The organism is Rhizobium sp. RU35A, from assembly GCF_900156005.1.
GTDB lineage: Bacteria > Pseudomonadota > Alphaproteobacteria > Rhizobiales > Rhizobiaceae > Neorhizobium > Neorhizobium straminoryzae.
Genome location: NZ_FTMR01000003.1, coordinates 46,512 through 60,245 on the forward strand (window position 1 = coordinate 46,512; position 13,734 = coordinate 60,245).

13 protein-coding genes are annotated in these 13,734 nt (G+C 62.5%); 4 read left to right on the forward strand and 9 right to left on the reverse strand.

Going from position 1 to position 13,734, the window contains the following annotated elements; all coding sequences use genetic code 11:
* The first annotated feature begins 32 nt into the window (after positions 1-32).
* Complete coding sequence (locus F3H95_RS08810; protein ID WP_149745669.1) at positions 33-1,328, forward strand: FAD-binding oxidoreductase; 1,296 nt, start codon at positions 33-35, stop codon at positions 1,326-1,328.
* Between the two features lie 118 nt (positions 1,329-1,446).
* On the opposite strand, the gene F3H95_RS08815 is transcribed toward F3H95_RS08810, so the two are convergent.
* The 6 genes from F3H95_RS08815 to F3H95_RS08840 all read right to left on the reverse strand — a co-directional run bounded on the left by F3H95_RS08815 (position 1,447) and on the right by F3H95_RS08840 (position 7,614).
* Complete coding sequence (locus F3H95_RS08815; RefSeq protein ID WP_149745670.1) at positions 1,447-2,679, reverse strand: EAL domain-containing protein; 1,233 nt, start codon at positions 2,677-2,679, stop codon at positions 1,447-1,449.
* Positions 2,680-3,039 (reverse strand): hypothetical protein, encoded by a 360-nt coding sequence (locus tag F3H95_RS08820; protein ID WP_149745671.1) that lies wholly within the window; start codon positions 3,037-3,039, stop codon positions 2,680-2,682.
* A gap of 316 nt (positions 3,040-3,355) precedes the next feature.
* Positions 3,356-4,429 (reverse strand): sn-glycerol-3-phosphate ABC transporter ATP-binding protein UgpC, encoded by a 1,074-nt coding sequence (ugpC, locus tag F3H95_RS08825; protein WP_149745672.1) that lies wholly within the window; start codon positions 4,427-4,429, stop codon positions 3,356-3,358.
* Between the two features lie 13 nt (positions 4,430-4,442).
* Entirely contained in the window at positions 4,443-5,291 is an 849-nt protein-coding gene (locus tag F3H95_RS08830; protein ID WP_149745673.1) for a carbohydrate ABC transporter permease, read from the reverse strand.
* Positions 5,284-6,216: a sugar ABC transporter permease gene (locus F3H95_RS08835; RefSeq protein ID WP_143127386.1), complete on the reverse strand. Its 933-nt coding sequence runs from the start codon at positions 6,214-6,216 to the stop codon at positions 5,284-5,286. Before F3H95_RS08835 ends, F3H95_RS08830 begins: the two co-directional genes overlap by 8 nt.
* Positions 6,217-6,309: 93 nt before the next feature.
* The gene (locus F3H95_RS08840) at positions 6,310-7,614 is read right to left on the reverse strand and encodes an ABC transporter substrate-binding protein (RefSeq protein WP_149745674.1); all 1,305 of its coding nucleotides are present in this window, start codon (positions 7,612-7,614) and stop codon (positions 6,310-6,312) included.
* A gap of 185 nt (positions 7,615-7,799) precedes the next feature.
* Between F3H95_RS08840 and F3H95_RS08845 the strand changes: the two genes are divergently transcribed.
* The 3 genes from F3H95_RS08845 (at position 7,800) to F3H95_RS08855 (ending at position 10,914) form a co-directional block, all read left to right on the forward strand.
* Positions 7,800-9,011: an ROK family transcriptional regulator gene (locus tag F3H95_RS08845; RefSeq protein ID WP_149745675.1), complete on the forward strand. Its 1,212-nt coding sequence runs from the start codon at positions 7,800-7,802 to the stop codon at positions 9,009-9,011.
* 141 nt (positions 9,012-9,152) lie between these two features.
* On the forward strand, positions 9,153-10,253 hold the full coding sequence (locus tag F3H95_RS08850; protein WP_149745676.1) for a Gfo/Idh/MocA family oxidoreductase: 1,101 nt from the start codon (positions 9,153-9,155) through the stop codon (positions 10,251-10,253).
* Between the two features lie 19 nt (positions 10,254-10,272).
* The gene (locus F3H95_RS08855) at positions 10,273-10,914 is read left to right on the forward strand and encodes a ThuA domain-containing protein (protein ID WP_143127382.1); all 642 of its coding nucleotides are present in this window, start codon (positions 10,273-10,275) and stop codon (positions 10,912-10,914) included.
* Positions 10,915-11,023: 109 nt separating this feature from the next.
* Here the strand turns inward: F3H95_RS08855 and F3H95_RS08860 are convergent, their stop codons facing one another.
* The 3 genes from F3H95_RS08860 to F3H95_RS08870 are packed head-to-tail and all read right to left on the reverse strand — an operon-like array spanning position 11,024 to position 13,723.
* Entirely contained in the window at positions 11,024-11,806 is a 783-nt protein-coding gene (locus F3H95_RS08860) for an ABC transporter permease (RefSeq protein ID WP_149745677.1), read from the reverse strand.
* 1 nt (position 11,807) lies between these two features.
* Positions 11,808-12,668, reverse strand: coding sequence for an ABC transporter permease (locus tag F3H95_RS08865; protein WP_143127380.1), 861 nt, complete (start codon positions 12,666-12,668; stop codon positions 11,808-11,810).
* Positions 12,665-13,723: an ABC transporter ATP-binding protein gene (locus F3H95_RS08870; RefSeq protein WP_149745678.1), complete on the reverse strand. Its 1,059-nt coding sequence runs from the start codon at positions 13,721-13,723 to the stop codon at positions 12,665-12,667. The genes F3H95_RS08865 and F3H95_RS08870 overlap by 4 nt, the downstream gene beginning before the upstream one ends.
* Positions 13,724-13,734 lie beyond the last annotated feature (11 nt).

The following is a 13,734-nucleotide window of genomic DNA, read 5'->3' on the forward strand; positions in this document are numbered from 1 at the left end:
TCCCGCCTGCTCTATTTTCAAGGATGATTGCCATGGCTCCCGCGATTGCACCGGTTCAGACTTCTCCCGATTTCCCCAGGGAAACGACCGTCGTCGTCATTGGCGCGGGGATTGTTGGCCTCACGGCGGCGCTGACGCTGGCGGAGCGCGGCATTCCGGTTGTCGTCCTTGAAAAGGGCCGCGTGGCGGGGGAACAGTCGTCGCGCAATCTTGGCTGGTGCCGCAAGATGGGGCGTTCCGCGCCGGATGTGCCGATGGCGGTCGCTGCCGACCAGCTCTGGGCCGAGATGCCACAGCGTGTCGGCGTCGATGTCGGCTATCGGCAGGCCGGCATCATGTATCTCGCCCGCACCGAGGCCGAGATGGAGATGCATCGCGGCTGGATGAAGTCGGTCAGCGATCTTTCGCTCGACTCGAAACTCCTCAGCGCCAGCGAAATCGACGGACTTGTGCCGGGCGGCAAGGGCCAATGGGCCGGTGGCATCTTCACCGCCTCCGACGGCCGCGCCGAACCGACGCTGGCGCCGAGCGCCATTGCCAATGCCGCCGCCCGCCTCGGGGTAAAGATCGTCGAGAATTGCGCCGTGCGCACGCTGTCGCGTTCCGCTGGGCGGGTGACGGGTGTCGTCACCGAACGCGGAGAAATCCGGTGCAGCGAGGTTCTGCTTGCCGCCGGTCTCTGGTCGCGCAAGTTTCTCGCCAATCTCGGCATCTCGCTACCGACGCTGCCGCTCGTTTCCTCCGTCATGCGGACCGCGCCGATGGACGGGCCGACGGAGATCGCGGTCGGCGGCCCGGACTTCTCCTTCCGCAAGCGCAGCGACGGCGGGTATACCGTCACCCAGCGCGGAGCGCTCGGCGCACCGTTGCTGCTGGACCATCTTCTAATCGGCATGCGCTATCTGCACATGCTGCGCCACCAGCGCAGCCTGTTGCGCATTCATCTGGGTAAGGATTTCCTCGAAGACATCAAGATGCCGCGACGCTGGGGCCCGAGGAGCGTGTCTCCCTTCGAACGCATCCGAACCATGGACCCGAAGGCCGACGAGGGGATCAATGCGGAAGCGATCCGCAATCTCGTGGCCGCCTGGCCGATTTTCAAGGATATGGTGGTTCAGGACGTCTGGGCCGGAATGATGGACATCACGCCGGATTCGTTGCCCGCTATCGGCCGCATCGACCGCATTCCCGGCTTCACGATTGCCACCGGTTTTTCCGGCCACGGCTTCGGAACAGGACCTGCGGCTGGTCAGCTTGCGGCGGATCTCGTCACCAACGCGCCGCCGATCCTCGATCCCGCACCTTACCGCCTGGAACGGTTCAGCTGATAGAACGCGTGCCGGCGGCCGTGCCTTGACGCTGGACAGCCTTCAGGTTCGCTCACCTCGCGAGGGCCGAAACGGACCGGGCGATCCAGAAGACACACGCCGGGACAGTGCCAAAGGCTTACATCGCTGATCCGTCCAATCCGGCTTCAGCAATCGCGGAAGCCGGTTTCGGTCGCCCATAGAGATAACCTTGACCTCTGTCGACGCCGAGCCCCTGGAGGACCAATTCCTCCTCCGCGGTTTCGACACCTTCCGCAACAACCGCCGTGCCTGTCCGCCGGCTATACTCCACCAGTGCACCGACCAAAGCGATACGGCGCTGGTCCTTGTCGATCCCTCGCGTCAGGCTGGTGTCGAATTTGATGATATCCGGCTGTAGCCGCAGGACATGGAGCAGGCTGGAATAGCCTGCGCCGGCGTCATCGATTGCAATGCGCACGCCCGCCTGCCGCAACGTCTTCAGCGCGGCTTCGATGGGAGCATAGTCATCAATCGGCGTGTGTTCCGTAATCTCGATCACGAGGCGGGCCGGATCGATCAGGGCGGCAAGCGGCATGAGGTCGCCGGTCAGGATGGTCTGCGGGGACAGGTTGATATTGATGGACAGACCGGCCGGAAGCCAGCGACTTTCGTCGATGGCGCGGCGGGCGGCGAGGAGTTCGAGGCGGTTGCCGATGCCGGCACTTGCCGCATCCGCGAACCACTTGTCCGGGCTGCGGACAGGTTCTGAAGCGAAGCGAGACAGTGCCTCGAAGCCGACAATGCTGCGGGAGCAGAGGTCGATGATAGGCTGGAAGGCGATCCCCGGATCGCCGACGCTCAGCGCCCCTTCCACGAGCTTGCGTAATCGCCGACGCTGCTGATGTGCGGTGACATCAGCCGCCAGCATGTTGGCCGTCAGGCCAGCCAACTTATGCAGCAGTTCCAGATCGGCAAGGCCGAGCGTCGGACGTGGCCGGTGGCTGAAGCAACAGAGTGTTCCATAGACGTGGCCGTCGTTCAGGCGGACCGGCACGCTCAGATGCGCGCCGATCGGGATCGACGCGGTTTCAGGGATCGTGGCAGCCAGAGGCACCTCTGCCGTATCCGGTATCAGTTCTGGCAGGGCGCGGTGAACAACCTTCTGACAGTAACCTGCACCCAGTGGATGTATGTCGCCCGCGCGGATCGGCGGGTTATCTGTCGCCGTCGAAACGCCGCGGAACAGGCGGGCTGCTCCTGAAAATTCGGCTAGGAACGCGACATCCATGCCCAGATAGGAGCGTATCATGTCGAGAATGATATTGATGTTGGCCGCCACCGGCGTAGACAAGGGGGTCGCCGAGGCACCCAGATCGCGGAAACTGCTCAATCATCCCCCCGTATCGAGCTTGCGTCCGCTGGACATACTCCGACAATGCAGAGCTTGAGAAGCAGGATTTCGCTCAATATCCGCTGAGCGCAGAAACGCGTCACGCGAATCCGATAAGCGCGTATGAGCGTAAATTCTACAGCCGAAGCCATCCATATTCAACAATTCCAACATGATGCTCTTGGTTGTTCTGTCGGCAATATTCATGCGTCGGGTCGAATGTGATGTCGTCTGAATTTTGTATTTGTTGATCGTCGGGGTCTCCAGAACGCAGAATGCGGCGTAACCATCTCGAATTCCATCGTGGCGCACACGTGTCCCGGTTTCTGCTGGCAATGTTGCGAGCGGATCTGTTCGCATGGAAGGTTTGCTTCATTCTTTTCTGCGAATGTGGACCCTCCGTGTTCGCTAGGCAGATTCATAAGGCGGAACCGCCTTGTTTTCGGGACGTGTCGGACAGGCGCACTTTCCAATTGTCGCATACCAGCCACATCCTGAGCGTCACTCTGAATGAGACCCCCGACGGTCGAATACAAATCAGGAGTGGTTTTGCTCACCGCTGCTTGGGGTATGAAGCCCAACGGGGGCGATGCATGTCATCGTGGAGCGGCTTCTGACCGGCCTTTCACAAGGGACCGCCGGTATGCAATGGGATCATACAGGTCCCGGAGACGCACTACAGGGAAAGCCCGCTTGCCCGGTCGAAGACATGCACCTGCGGTGCGGCGATGGATGCGCGGAAGGGCGTGCCGTGGCGGGCCGGGAATGCGCCGTCCACCACGGCTGTCACCGGCTTTCCGGCCAGGGTGAAGACGATGTGGGTCTGGGCGCCGGTCGGTTCCACCACCACCGTATCGCCCTCCAGAACCGTATCGCCGGTTTGGCCGGCGAGGAAATGTTCCGGCCTGATGCCAAGCTGTACCGGCTGGCCGCGGCGAACCTTGCGGGAACCATCGAGGTGAACGAGGGTGCCGTCCGACAGGCGCGCTGCGGGCTGGCCATCCGCACCATCCACCTCGGCTTCCAGAAAGTTCATTGCCGGCGATCCGATGAAACCTGCGACGAACAGGTTGGCGGGCGTCCGGTAAAGATCGAGCGGCGTTCCCACCTGTTCGATACGGCCGCCATTCAGCACCACGATGCGGTCGGCAAGCGTCATGGCCTCGATCTGGTCGTGCGTCACATAAACCGACGTGGTGGCAACCTTCTGATGCAGCGTCTTGATCTCGGTGCGCATGGCGACGCGCAGTTTCGCATCGAGATTGGAGAGCGGTTCGTCGAACAGGAAGACGGCGGGATCGCGAACGATCGCGCGGCCCATGGCCACCCGCTGACGCTGGCCGCCGGAGAGCTGGCTCGGCTTGCGCTCCAGAAGCTCCTCCAGCGCCAGCATGCGTGCTGCTTCTGCCACGCGTGTCCGGATCTCGGGTTTCGGAACGCCGGAGAGTTTCAGGTTGAAGCCCATGTTCTCCGCAACGGTCATGTGCGGATAAAGTGCGTAGGACTGGAAGACCATGGCGATGTTGCGCTCGCGCGGGGTGAGAGCATTGACGACCGTACCACCGATCGCGACCTCGCCATGGCTGATGTCCTCCAGCCCGGCGATCATGCGCAGCAGGGTGGATTTGCCGCAGCCGGACGGGCCGACCAGCGCAATGAATTCGCCATCGGCAATCGACAACGACACACCGTGGATCACCTCCAGCGCGCCATAGGCCTTGCGGACATCTCTGAGTTCGACAGACGCCATTTCACTCTCCGGATTACGACTTGACTGCGCCGGCCGTCAGGCCTGCGATGATGTGTTTCTGCGCCAGGAAGAAGACGATGACGGTCGGCAGGATCGTCAATGTGATGAAGGCGAGGACGAGCTGCCATTCCGTTCCGAATTCACCGCGATAGACCATGATGCCGAGCGGCCAGGGATATTTCGTTTCGGTGTTGAGCATGATTAGCGGCAGGATGTAGCTGTTCCAGCTGTTGACGAAGCTGACGATGCTGACCGTGGCCACGATCGGCCGCGACAGCGGCAGCGACACGTGCCAGAAGAAGCGGATGTAGCCGCAACCATCGACGAAAGCCGCCTGGAAGAGTTCGTCCGGAAGGTTTCTGAAGTAGTTGCGGAACAGCAGGATGCTCATGCCAAGCCCAAAGGCCACCTGCGGCAGGATCACGCCCCAGTAGGAGTCGAGCAGGCCGAGATCCCGGATGCGGATGAACAGCGGGAGAATGGCGGTTGCCACCGGAAACATCAGCCCGATCAGGAAGTAGTTCATCAGCTGCGCGGCGCCGAAGAATTTCACATGGGCGAAGGTGAAGGCGGCCATGGCCGAGACGACGACGGTGAGGAAGACGGTGGCGCTGGCAATCAGCAGGGAGTTGCCCATCTGCCGCCAGTAGCGTTCGCCGAAGAGAATGTCGGTATAGTTCGACCACACCCATTGCTCTGGCAGGCCAAACGGATTGACACGCAGGTCGCCCAGCGACTTGAAGCCGCCAAGCGCGGTGGTGACCAGCGGCACCAGGACGAGGCAGGCCACGAGTGACAGCGAAAGATACAGATAGAGCCGCGTCGCGGGCTTCATTTTGAGGCCTGATGTCATCTCAGTCATGGCGCATGAAGATCCGTTTGTAACCGAAGGCGAGCGTGACGCAGATGACGAAGAGGACCACGCCGACGGCGCTGCCGAGGCCAACCTGCATGCGTGTCACGCCATAGGTGTAGAGAAAGGTCACCATGGTCTGGGTGGAGTTGGACGGTCCTCCTCCCGTCAGCGGCATCACAAGGTCGAAAAGCTGCAACGAGCCGATGATGGCGAAAAAGACGGAGAGTCGCAGCGTGGACGACAGAAGCGGCAGCGTGACATAGCGGAACTTCTGCCAGCCGGTCGCGCCGTCGATCTCTGCCGCTTCCAGAACGCTTCTGTCGACGGCCTGAAGGCCCGCTATGTAGAGCATCATGTGGAAGCCGAAATATTTCCACACGATCACGGCCAGTACCGCATAGATCGCAAGATCCCGGTCTGCGAGCACATAAGGGGTGGCAACCCCGAAGAAGCCGGCAATGGCGGCGAACAGGCCATAATCGCCGTCATAGACGAAGCGCCAGATCAGACCTGCCGCGACATCCGCCAGCACGTAGGGAAGAAAGAAGATCAGGCGGAATGTGACGACCCCGGTGATCTTGTGGGCGAGCATCATTGCAAGCCAGATCGCCAGCGGGATCTGGAGCAGCAGCGAGACGACGATGATCAGGCCGTTGTTCACCAGCGCCTGCGTGAAAGCGGCATTGTTGAACAGCACGGAAAAATTCCGGATCCCGACAAAATCCGTCGGCGTGCCATAGCCGTTCCAGCGATAAAGACTGTACCAGGCCGCTTCCCCCATCGGCAGGATGACGAAGAGGGTGAAAAGCAGAAGCGCAGGCGGCAGGAACAGGATCAGCACCGGCAGGCGCCCGCGCGCCGTGGGGCTCTTGTATTTGACCGTGCGCAAGGCCACGGCCGGTGCTGCGACCGACGCCGTCATCTCCGTCATTCCGTCATCTCCTTCTCGAACCACAGGCTGCTTGCGGCCCGGAAAGCGCTCGCCGGTCTGGCCGACCGCGCATTCCGGGCCGCAGCGGAGGCGCTATTCCAGGGCGCGTGCATCCTGGATCATCTGGGCGCCGTCCTTCGCAGACATCTGACCCGAGAGGATTTCCACCGAGACATCATTGACGACGCGTCCGACGGAGGGACCGAGATCCTGGTCGAAGAAGTTCTGATGCCAGGTCGAGCCGGCCAACTGGTCGGCTGCCTGCCGCATCAGCGGGTTCTTCAGGCCATCCTCGGCCCCGAGGGCTGCCGGGATGATCATGCCCGCAGCCGCCATCTTGCGTTCCTGCTCGGGGCTTGTGAGATATTTCAGGAAGTCGATCGCGGCGGGCGACGCCTTCTTTGTCACTGCCCAGCCGTTCAGGCCGCCCAGCGTATCGGTCACCTTGCCGGGGCCACCCTCGACGACGGGGAAGGGAAAGCGTCCGATATTGTCCGCGGCAAGCCCCTTGCCGTCGCCCGCATTCTTTGCCTGGTTGGCTTCGGTGTTCTCGAATCCGAGCAGGATGGCGGCCTTGCCATCGCCGAACACGCCCAGTGTCTGCGGCCAGGTCGCACCGAGATAGCCGCCCTGGAACGGTTGCAGCTTGCCGAGTTCCGCGAGTTGTTCGCCGGCCTTGATGATGGCCGGATCGAGAAAGCCGTCGCCCTCGTTCTTCTTCGCCTTGTCGAAGACGGCCTGGCCGCCGTTGCGCATCACCAGATAGCTCCAGTAGAAGTGCAGCGGCCATTTTTCGCCACCACCGCCGGCAATCGGTGTGATGCCGGCGTCCTTCAGCGTCTTTACCGTTTTCAGGAAGTCATTCCAGGTCTTGATGTCCTCCGCCTTGATGCCGGCCTTCTGGAAAAGCTGCTTATTGTAGAAGAAGGCAACGGTGCCCATGCGGTAGGGTACGGCATAGGTCTTGCCATCGAAGGTCAGGCCGTCGAGCGCGGCGGGCTTGTAGGATTTCGCCCAGGTGCCGCCATCCGCCTTCATGGCGCTGCTGAGATCCTGCAGGGCGCCTGTCTGCGACTGCTGCCGCAGCACGCCTCCACCCCAGCTGTAGAAGAAATCGGGGGCGGCATCCGACTGAAGCAGGGTTGGCAGCTTGGCCTTGAAGGCTTCGTTCTCGAGGAACTGCAATTCGACCCGCACGTCCGGATGCGCGGCATGATAGGCGGCGGCAATCTCCTCCCAGACCTTGAGATTGGACGGCACCGTCTCGACATGCATCCATTTCACGACGGTTTCGGCGCGAGCGGCGGTGGCAAAGGCTCCGAACGCGAGCGAGGTGGCAACTGTCAGGCACGCGAATAGCTCGGCGCGCGGGCGCGCCTTCTCCTGGTGATGCGTCATCCTGTTCTCCTCCCAAGGTGCGCATTTTTTCCTTAACGCGTATAAAATCGGACCAAGCTGCCCGGCCTGTCAACAGAAAAACCGCCTGCTCTCATAAATCCCCACGGATGGATTGACTTTTGGCCATGCCTTCGGATTATTTTTATCCGGAAGCCGAACATAATGATGCGAGCGCATAGCGATTCATGAAGACTGCCGACCCGGAACTGATGCGCGCCATCAATCGCTTCACCGTGCTGGACACGATCCGGCGGTTCGGCCCCATATCACGCGTCGAAATCAGCGAACGCTCGCAGCTGTCCACCACCACCGTTTCGGCCATCACCGCCTCGCTGCTGGACGACGGGCTGATCCTGACACGCCATGAAGGAGACATCCGCAATGCTGCGGCAAGAGGGCGGCCGCGCGTGATGCTGGTGTTGAACCCGGATGCCGCCCGGGTGGTCGGCGCCAAGATCGCCGCGCATCAGATGAACTTCGTTGTCACCGATTTCTGCGGCGAGGTGATTTCGCATCTCTCGCTGCCGATCCGCGTCAACCGGCAGCCGGTCGGCGTGATCAGCGACCTGATCGAGGATGGCGTTCGACGGTGCGTGGTCGATGCGGGACTGAGCCTTGATGACATCGATACCGTTTGCATCGGCTTTCCCGGCGTGATCGAGCATCGCACAGGCCTCGTGCGCTCCAGCCCCATCCTCAGCGAACCGGACGTGGATTTTGCCCGCGAGATGTCACAGCGGCTGAATGTCGCGACCATCGTGGAGAGCGACTCCCATGCCATCACGCTCGGGCATCACTGGTTCGGAAAGGGGCGTGATCTGGACGACATGGTGCTGGTTTCGCTCGAGCAGACGCTGGGGCTTGGCGTGCTGAATGGTGGCCAGTTGTTTCGCGGTGCGGGCGGCCTCAGCCACAATCTCGGCGATCTGATGATGGGTTGCGGACTGGCGGAAACGATCCGTTTGTCCGCTCTGGCCGGCGAGCAGGCCATTCTGGGAGAGCAGTCGCAGCAGGGGCGCTTTGCGGAAGCGGTGCGGCTGGGGCGCGGCATGGCACATGCGCAGACGCTTATTGCCGCGGAGGACAACGGTCTGACGGCTGCTGCCACCCGCGCGGGGGAAGCGATCGGCATTGCGGTCGCCAACATCGTCACGCTGTTCGGGCCACCCCGCGTCGTCATTGTCGGTTCCAGCCTGCTTCTCGGGCACGTCTTCCTGACGACGCTTTCGGAAGCCTATCGCCGCGCCATTCCCCCGTCGATCCGCGAGATCGCCGAACTGGTCTTCGACAATTCGCCGGACGAGATGTGGGCGCAAGGGGCTGCCGTCGTGGCGCTTTGCGAGCTCTACGAATCTCCCTGGGGAACCACCGGCCCGGCGCCGGCGCCGCAACATTAGAACACGTCCGAGCCAAAAGTGCGTCAGCGGTTTTGCGTCCGGACTGCGTGAAAACAAAGAGATAGAGCATTTCCGGTGAGCCGGTTTTCGCCGGAAATGCTCTGGACCCACAAGACAGTTTCTCGGACTCTGGGAGGATCCATGGACAAGGTTGGTATCGGTATCATCGGCTGCGGGAACATTTCCTCGGCCTATCTGAAGGCAATGGCCTCCTTTCCCATTCTCGACATCAAGGGCGTGGCGGACCTCAACGAAGAACTGGCGCGCCAGCGTGCCGCCGAATTCGGGCTCGAGGCGAAGACGGTGGAGGCGCTTCTCGCCGACCCGGGGATCGAGATCATCGTCAACCTTACGGTGCCGAAGGCGCATGTGAGCGTTGCGATGCGGGCGCTGGAGGCCGGCAAGCACACCTATTCCGAAAAGCCGCTCGGTATCAGCTTTGCCGAGGGACACGCCCTGGCGCTCGCCGCGCGCGAAAAGGGTCTGCGGATCGGGGCGGCGCCCGATACGTTTTTCGGCGGATCGCACCAGACGGCGCGCGAGATGATCGACGCCGGCGTGCTCGGCCAGCCGGTCGGCGGCACGGCCACCTTCATGTGCCCGGGCCATGAACGCTGGCATCCGAACCCCGCCTTCTATTACGAAGTGGGCGGCGGGCCGATGCTGGACATGGGCCCCTATTACATCACCGATCTCGTCAATCTGCTCGGGCCGGTGGACAAGGTCGCGGGCTTTGCGACCGCGCCGCGCAAGGAGCGCGTGATCACCAGCCAGCCCCGTCACGGCGAGATCATTCCGGTCGATGTGGCCACCCATGTGGCGGGCGTGATGGCCTTCCAGTGCGGGGCCGTGGTACAGATCGGCATGAGCTTCGATGTGGCCGGCCACAAGCACGTGCCGCTGGAGATCTACGGCACCGATGGCACGCTGATCGTGCCCGATCCCAATCATTTCGGCGGGCAGATCGAATATCTGAAGAAGGGCGGCAGCTTCGAGCCGCAGGAAACCACCCGCCCCTACGCCGACGGCAATTATCGCTCGATCGGCGTGGCTGACATGGCGCATGCCTTGCGAAGCGGGCGTCCACACCGCGCCAATGGCGATCTGGCGCTGCATGTCCTGGAGGTCATGGAAGCCTTCCAACGCGCCGCCGAGCGCGGCACCACCATCGACATCACCACCAAAACCGAGCGGCCCGCGCCGTTGTCGCAATCCTTGCGCGACGGCCGGCTGGCCCGCTGACACACGGGAGGAGAAGAATATGCGCGAAGCCCTGATCGTCTGGGGTGGCTGGAGTGGCCACGAACCGGAACAATGCGCCGAGATCATCCGCGACATGCTGCAGGCGGATGGCTTCAAGGTCTATGTGGAACGCAGCACGGAGGCCTTTGCCGATCCTTCGATTCACGATCTCTCGCTGATCGTGCCGATCATGACCATGTCGAAGATCGAGAAGGAGGAGGCCAAGAACCTCGCCGCCGCCATCGAGGGGGGCGTCGGTTTTGCCGGCTATCACGGCGGCGCTGGCGACGCCTTCCGCGAATGCGTGGAATACCAGTTCATCGTCGGCGGGCAATGGGTGGCCCATCCCGGCAACATCATCGACTACACCGTCAACATCACACGTCCTGACGATCCGCTGATGGAGGGAATCGCTGATTTCCCCTATCACTCCGAACAGTATTACATGCATGTCGACCCCTCCAACGAGGTGCTGGCGACGACAACCTTTACCGGCGACCACGCCTGGTGGATCGAGGGTGTCGTCATGCCCGTCGTCTGGAAGCGCCGCTACGGCAAGGGCCGCGTCTTCTACTCCTCGCTTGGCCATGTGGCGCAGGAATTCGAGGTGCCGCAGATGCGCGAGATCTTTCGCCGCGGCGCGAACTGGGCAGCCCGCTAGGGCAGTGCCACGCGCTTTTGCGTGATGACAGGCGTCACGCTTGCCGTCGTGTCGCCAGCGGCCAACGCAAGTTTCGTCCCCGACTGGTGCCGGGGACGAAGCGCCCCGCTCAGAAGCGGTGAATGCGAAGACCCAGGAACTTCTCCGTCACCACGACCACGAGGAGCGTCAGGACCACCGACAGCGTGGAGACGGCGGCGGCTTCGGGCGTGAAATTGGTTCTCAGATAATCGTAGAGTTGGATCGGCAGCGTCGCCGTCCCGACACTCTTCAGCATGAACGAGATGGTGAAGATGTCGAAGGAGATGATGAAGGCGAACAGGCAGCCGCCGATCACGCCCGGCTTGATGAGGGGCAGCATGATGCGGCGGAAGCGGGTGACGGCCCCGGCCCCCAAGCTGCGGGCCGCCATGCTCCAGGCGGGATCGTAGCTCTCCAGCGAGGTCGAGACATTGATGAAGACGAAGGGCAGCGTGATCAGCACGTGGCCGACGATCATCGCGAACATGGTCTGCGTGCCGATGCCGATGGCATAGACGAAAAACAGGAGCGCGATCGCGGTCAGCACCTCCGGCAGCAGCAGCGGCGCCATCATCGCGATCCGAACCCCATCCTTCAGGCGGCCGGCAAACTGCACGAAGTAGATGGCCGCCATGGTGCCGATGATGCCGGAGATCACCGTGGAGACGGCAGCGACCCACAGCGAGGTCTTGATGGCGCGCAGAAACACCTCGTTGTTGAAGAAGACCACATACCAGCGGAAGGACAGGCCCTGCGGCGGGAAGGTCAGGAAGGCGCCGGCATTGAACGAGGCGCCGACGACCACGAGGATCGGGGCCAGCAGGAAGGCGTAGATGATCAGGCAATAGACGGTGAACACGATGCGGGACATGTCAATTGGCCTTCCATGTCATCCGGGTGAAGCGGGAGAAGAGGACGACGATCACGCCGCCGGTCACGGCAAGCCCCAGCGCCAGCGCCGAGCCGAACGGCCACTGGAAGGTATCGACCAGCGCATCGACGACCGAGACGGCCATGGTCTTCACCTTGGAGCCACCGATCAGCGACGGCGTCACATAGGCGGAAAGCGACAGAACGAAGGTCAGGATGCAGCCGGCCTGGATGCCTGGCATCGACAGAGGCAGGATGATGCGGCGGATGATCGTGGCACGCGATGCGCCAAGCGAGCGGGCCGCCGATTCCAGCGAGGGATCGATGCCCTGGATGGCGCTCATGATCGGCAGGATCATGAAGGGCAGGAAGACATGGGTCAGCGCAATGACGATGCCGAGCGTGTTGTACATGAGGCCCAGCGGCCGGTCGATGAGGCCAAGTCCCATCAGGCTGCGGTTGATCACGCCGTTATTGCCGAGCAGGATCGTCCAGCCATAGCTGCGGATGACGATGCCGACCAGAAGCGGCGACAGCACGACGCCATAGGCGAGCCCCCTGAGGCGGGAGGTGCCGCGCGCCAGTTGCCAAGCGACGGGAAACCCCAGAAGCAGGCAGGCCAGCGTGCAGATAAAGCCGATCATCAGCGTATTGGCGATCTGCCCCAGATAAAAGCTGTCGCCGAAGAAGCGCGCGTAATTCGCCAGCGTATAGCCTTCGCCATAGGGGCTCCCCTGCCCCGGTGTACGAAAGCTCATCACCACGATGGAGAGGTAGGGGAGCACCAGGAAGACGAACAGCAGGATTGCGGCCGGCGCAATCAGCAGCAGCGGTGCATGGCGATGGGAGGAGCCGGTCGTCATTCCGCATCCTCCAGCAGCCAGTAGCGATCAGCCGGCGCATGAACATGGACGCTGTCGCCTTCGGCAAAGCGCTGGCGCGGGAAGGTCTGCACGTCGATCCGGCTGCCATCGGCAAGCTGCAATCGGTAATCCATCAGGCTGCCGGAATAATGGCTGGAAAGAACCGTGGCAGACTGGCCGGGACCGGTGACGGAGATGTCGATGGCTTCCGGACGAAGGGCCACTGTGACCCGCTCTCCCTTTCGCAGCGCATGCGGGTTCGGCACCACCGCCTCGCCGAGCGGACCGCTCAGCCGCACGCGATCGTCGGCAAGCCGCTCCTCGACCACCATCGTCATCAGGTTCACCTGTCCGACGAACTGCGCAACCTCGATGCTGGAGGGTTTCTCGTAGATGTCGGAGGGGCTGCCGCACTGGGCGATGCGGCCGCCGAACATCACCACCACGCGATCCGACATGGTCATGGCTTCCGCCTGGTCGTGCGTGACATAGACGGTGGTGATGCCGACGCGGCGCTGGATGTCGCGGATGAAGACCCGCATTTCCTCGCGCAGCTTGGCATCGAGATTGGCGAGCGGCTCGTCAAGCAGCAGGATCTTCGGCTCGATGACGAGCGCGCGGGCCAGCGCCACGCGTTGCTGCTGTCCGCCGGAGAGTTGCCGCGGATAGCGATCCGCATGGCTGGTCAGCTGGACCATGTCCAGCACGCGGGCGATGCGCTCCTGCATCTGCATCTTCGGCACCTTGCGCATTTCCAGCCCGAAGGCGAGGTTGCCGGCCACCGTCATGTGCGGGAAGAGCGCATAGTTCTGGAACACCATGCCGATGTCGCGCCGCTCTGCCGGGACGTTCACCACATCGCGACCGTCGAAACGGATGGCGCCGCTCGACACGTCCTCGAAACCGGCAATCATCTTCAGCGTCGTTGTCTTGCCGCAGCCGGACGGACCGAGCAGCGAGATGAACTCCCCATCGCGGATGCGGACGGAAATGCCGGCCACCGCGCGATGCGTGCCGTAATCCTTGGTCAGCTGCTCGATGCTAACCTCTGTCATGACGTCAACTT

What these genes read in the sequence shown, in the direction of transcription:
- F3H95_RS08810 (WP_149745669.1), top strand. Translation starts at nt 33, where the DNA reads ATGGCTCCCGCGATTGCACCGGTTCAGACTTCTCCCGATTTCCCCAGG.
- F3H95_RS08820 (WP_149745671.1), bottom strand. Translation starts at nt 3,039, where the DNA reads ATGCGAACAGATCCGCTCGCAACATTGCCAGCAGAAACCGGGACACGT.
- ugpC (WP_149745672.1), bottom strand. Translation starts at nt 4,429, where the DNA reads ATGGCGTCTGTCGAACTCAGAGATGTCCGCAAGGCCTATGGCGCGCTG.
- F3H95_RS08830 (WP_149745673.1), bottom strand. Translation starts at nt 5,291, where the DNA reads ATGACTGAGATGACATCAGGCCTCAAAATGAAGCCCGCGACGCGGCTC.
- F3H95_RS08835 (WP_143127386.1), bottom strand. Translation starts at nt 6,216, where the DNA reads ATGACGGAGATGACGGCGTCGGTCGCAGCACCGGCCGTGGCCTTGCGC.
- F3H95_RS08840 (WP_149745674.1), bottom strand. Translation starts at nt 7,614, where the DNA reads ATGACGCATCACCAGGAGAAGGCGCGCCCGCGCGCCGAGCTATTCGCG.
- F3H95_RS08845 (WP_149745675.1), top strand. Translation starts at nt 7,800, where the DNA reads ATGAAGACTGCCGACCCGGAACTGATGCGCGCCATCAATCGCTTCACC.
- F3H95_RS08850 (WP_149745676.1), top strand. Translation starts at nt 9,153, where the DNA reads ATGGACAAGGTTGGTATCGGTATCATCGGCTGCGGGAACATTTCCTCG.
- F3H95_RS08855 (WP_143127382.1), top strand. Translation starts at nt 10,273, where the DNA reads ATGCGCGAAGCCCTGATCGTCTGGGGTGGCTGGAGTGGCCACGAACCG.
- F3H95_RS08860 (WP_149745677.1), bottom strand. Translation starts at nt 11,806, where the DNA reads ATGTCCCGCATCGTGTTCACCGTCTATTGCCTGATCATCTACGCCTTC.
- F3H95_RS08865 (WP_143127380.1), bottom strand. Translation starts at nt 12,668, where the DNA reads ATGACGACCGGCTCCTCCCATCGCCATGCACCGCTGCTGCTGATTGCG.
- F3H95_RS08870 (WP_149745678.1), bottom strand. Translation starts at nt 13,723, where the DNA reads ATGACAGAGGTTAGCATCGAGCAGCTGACCAAGGATTACGGCACGCAT.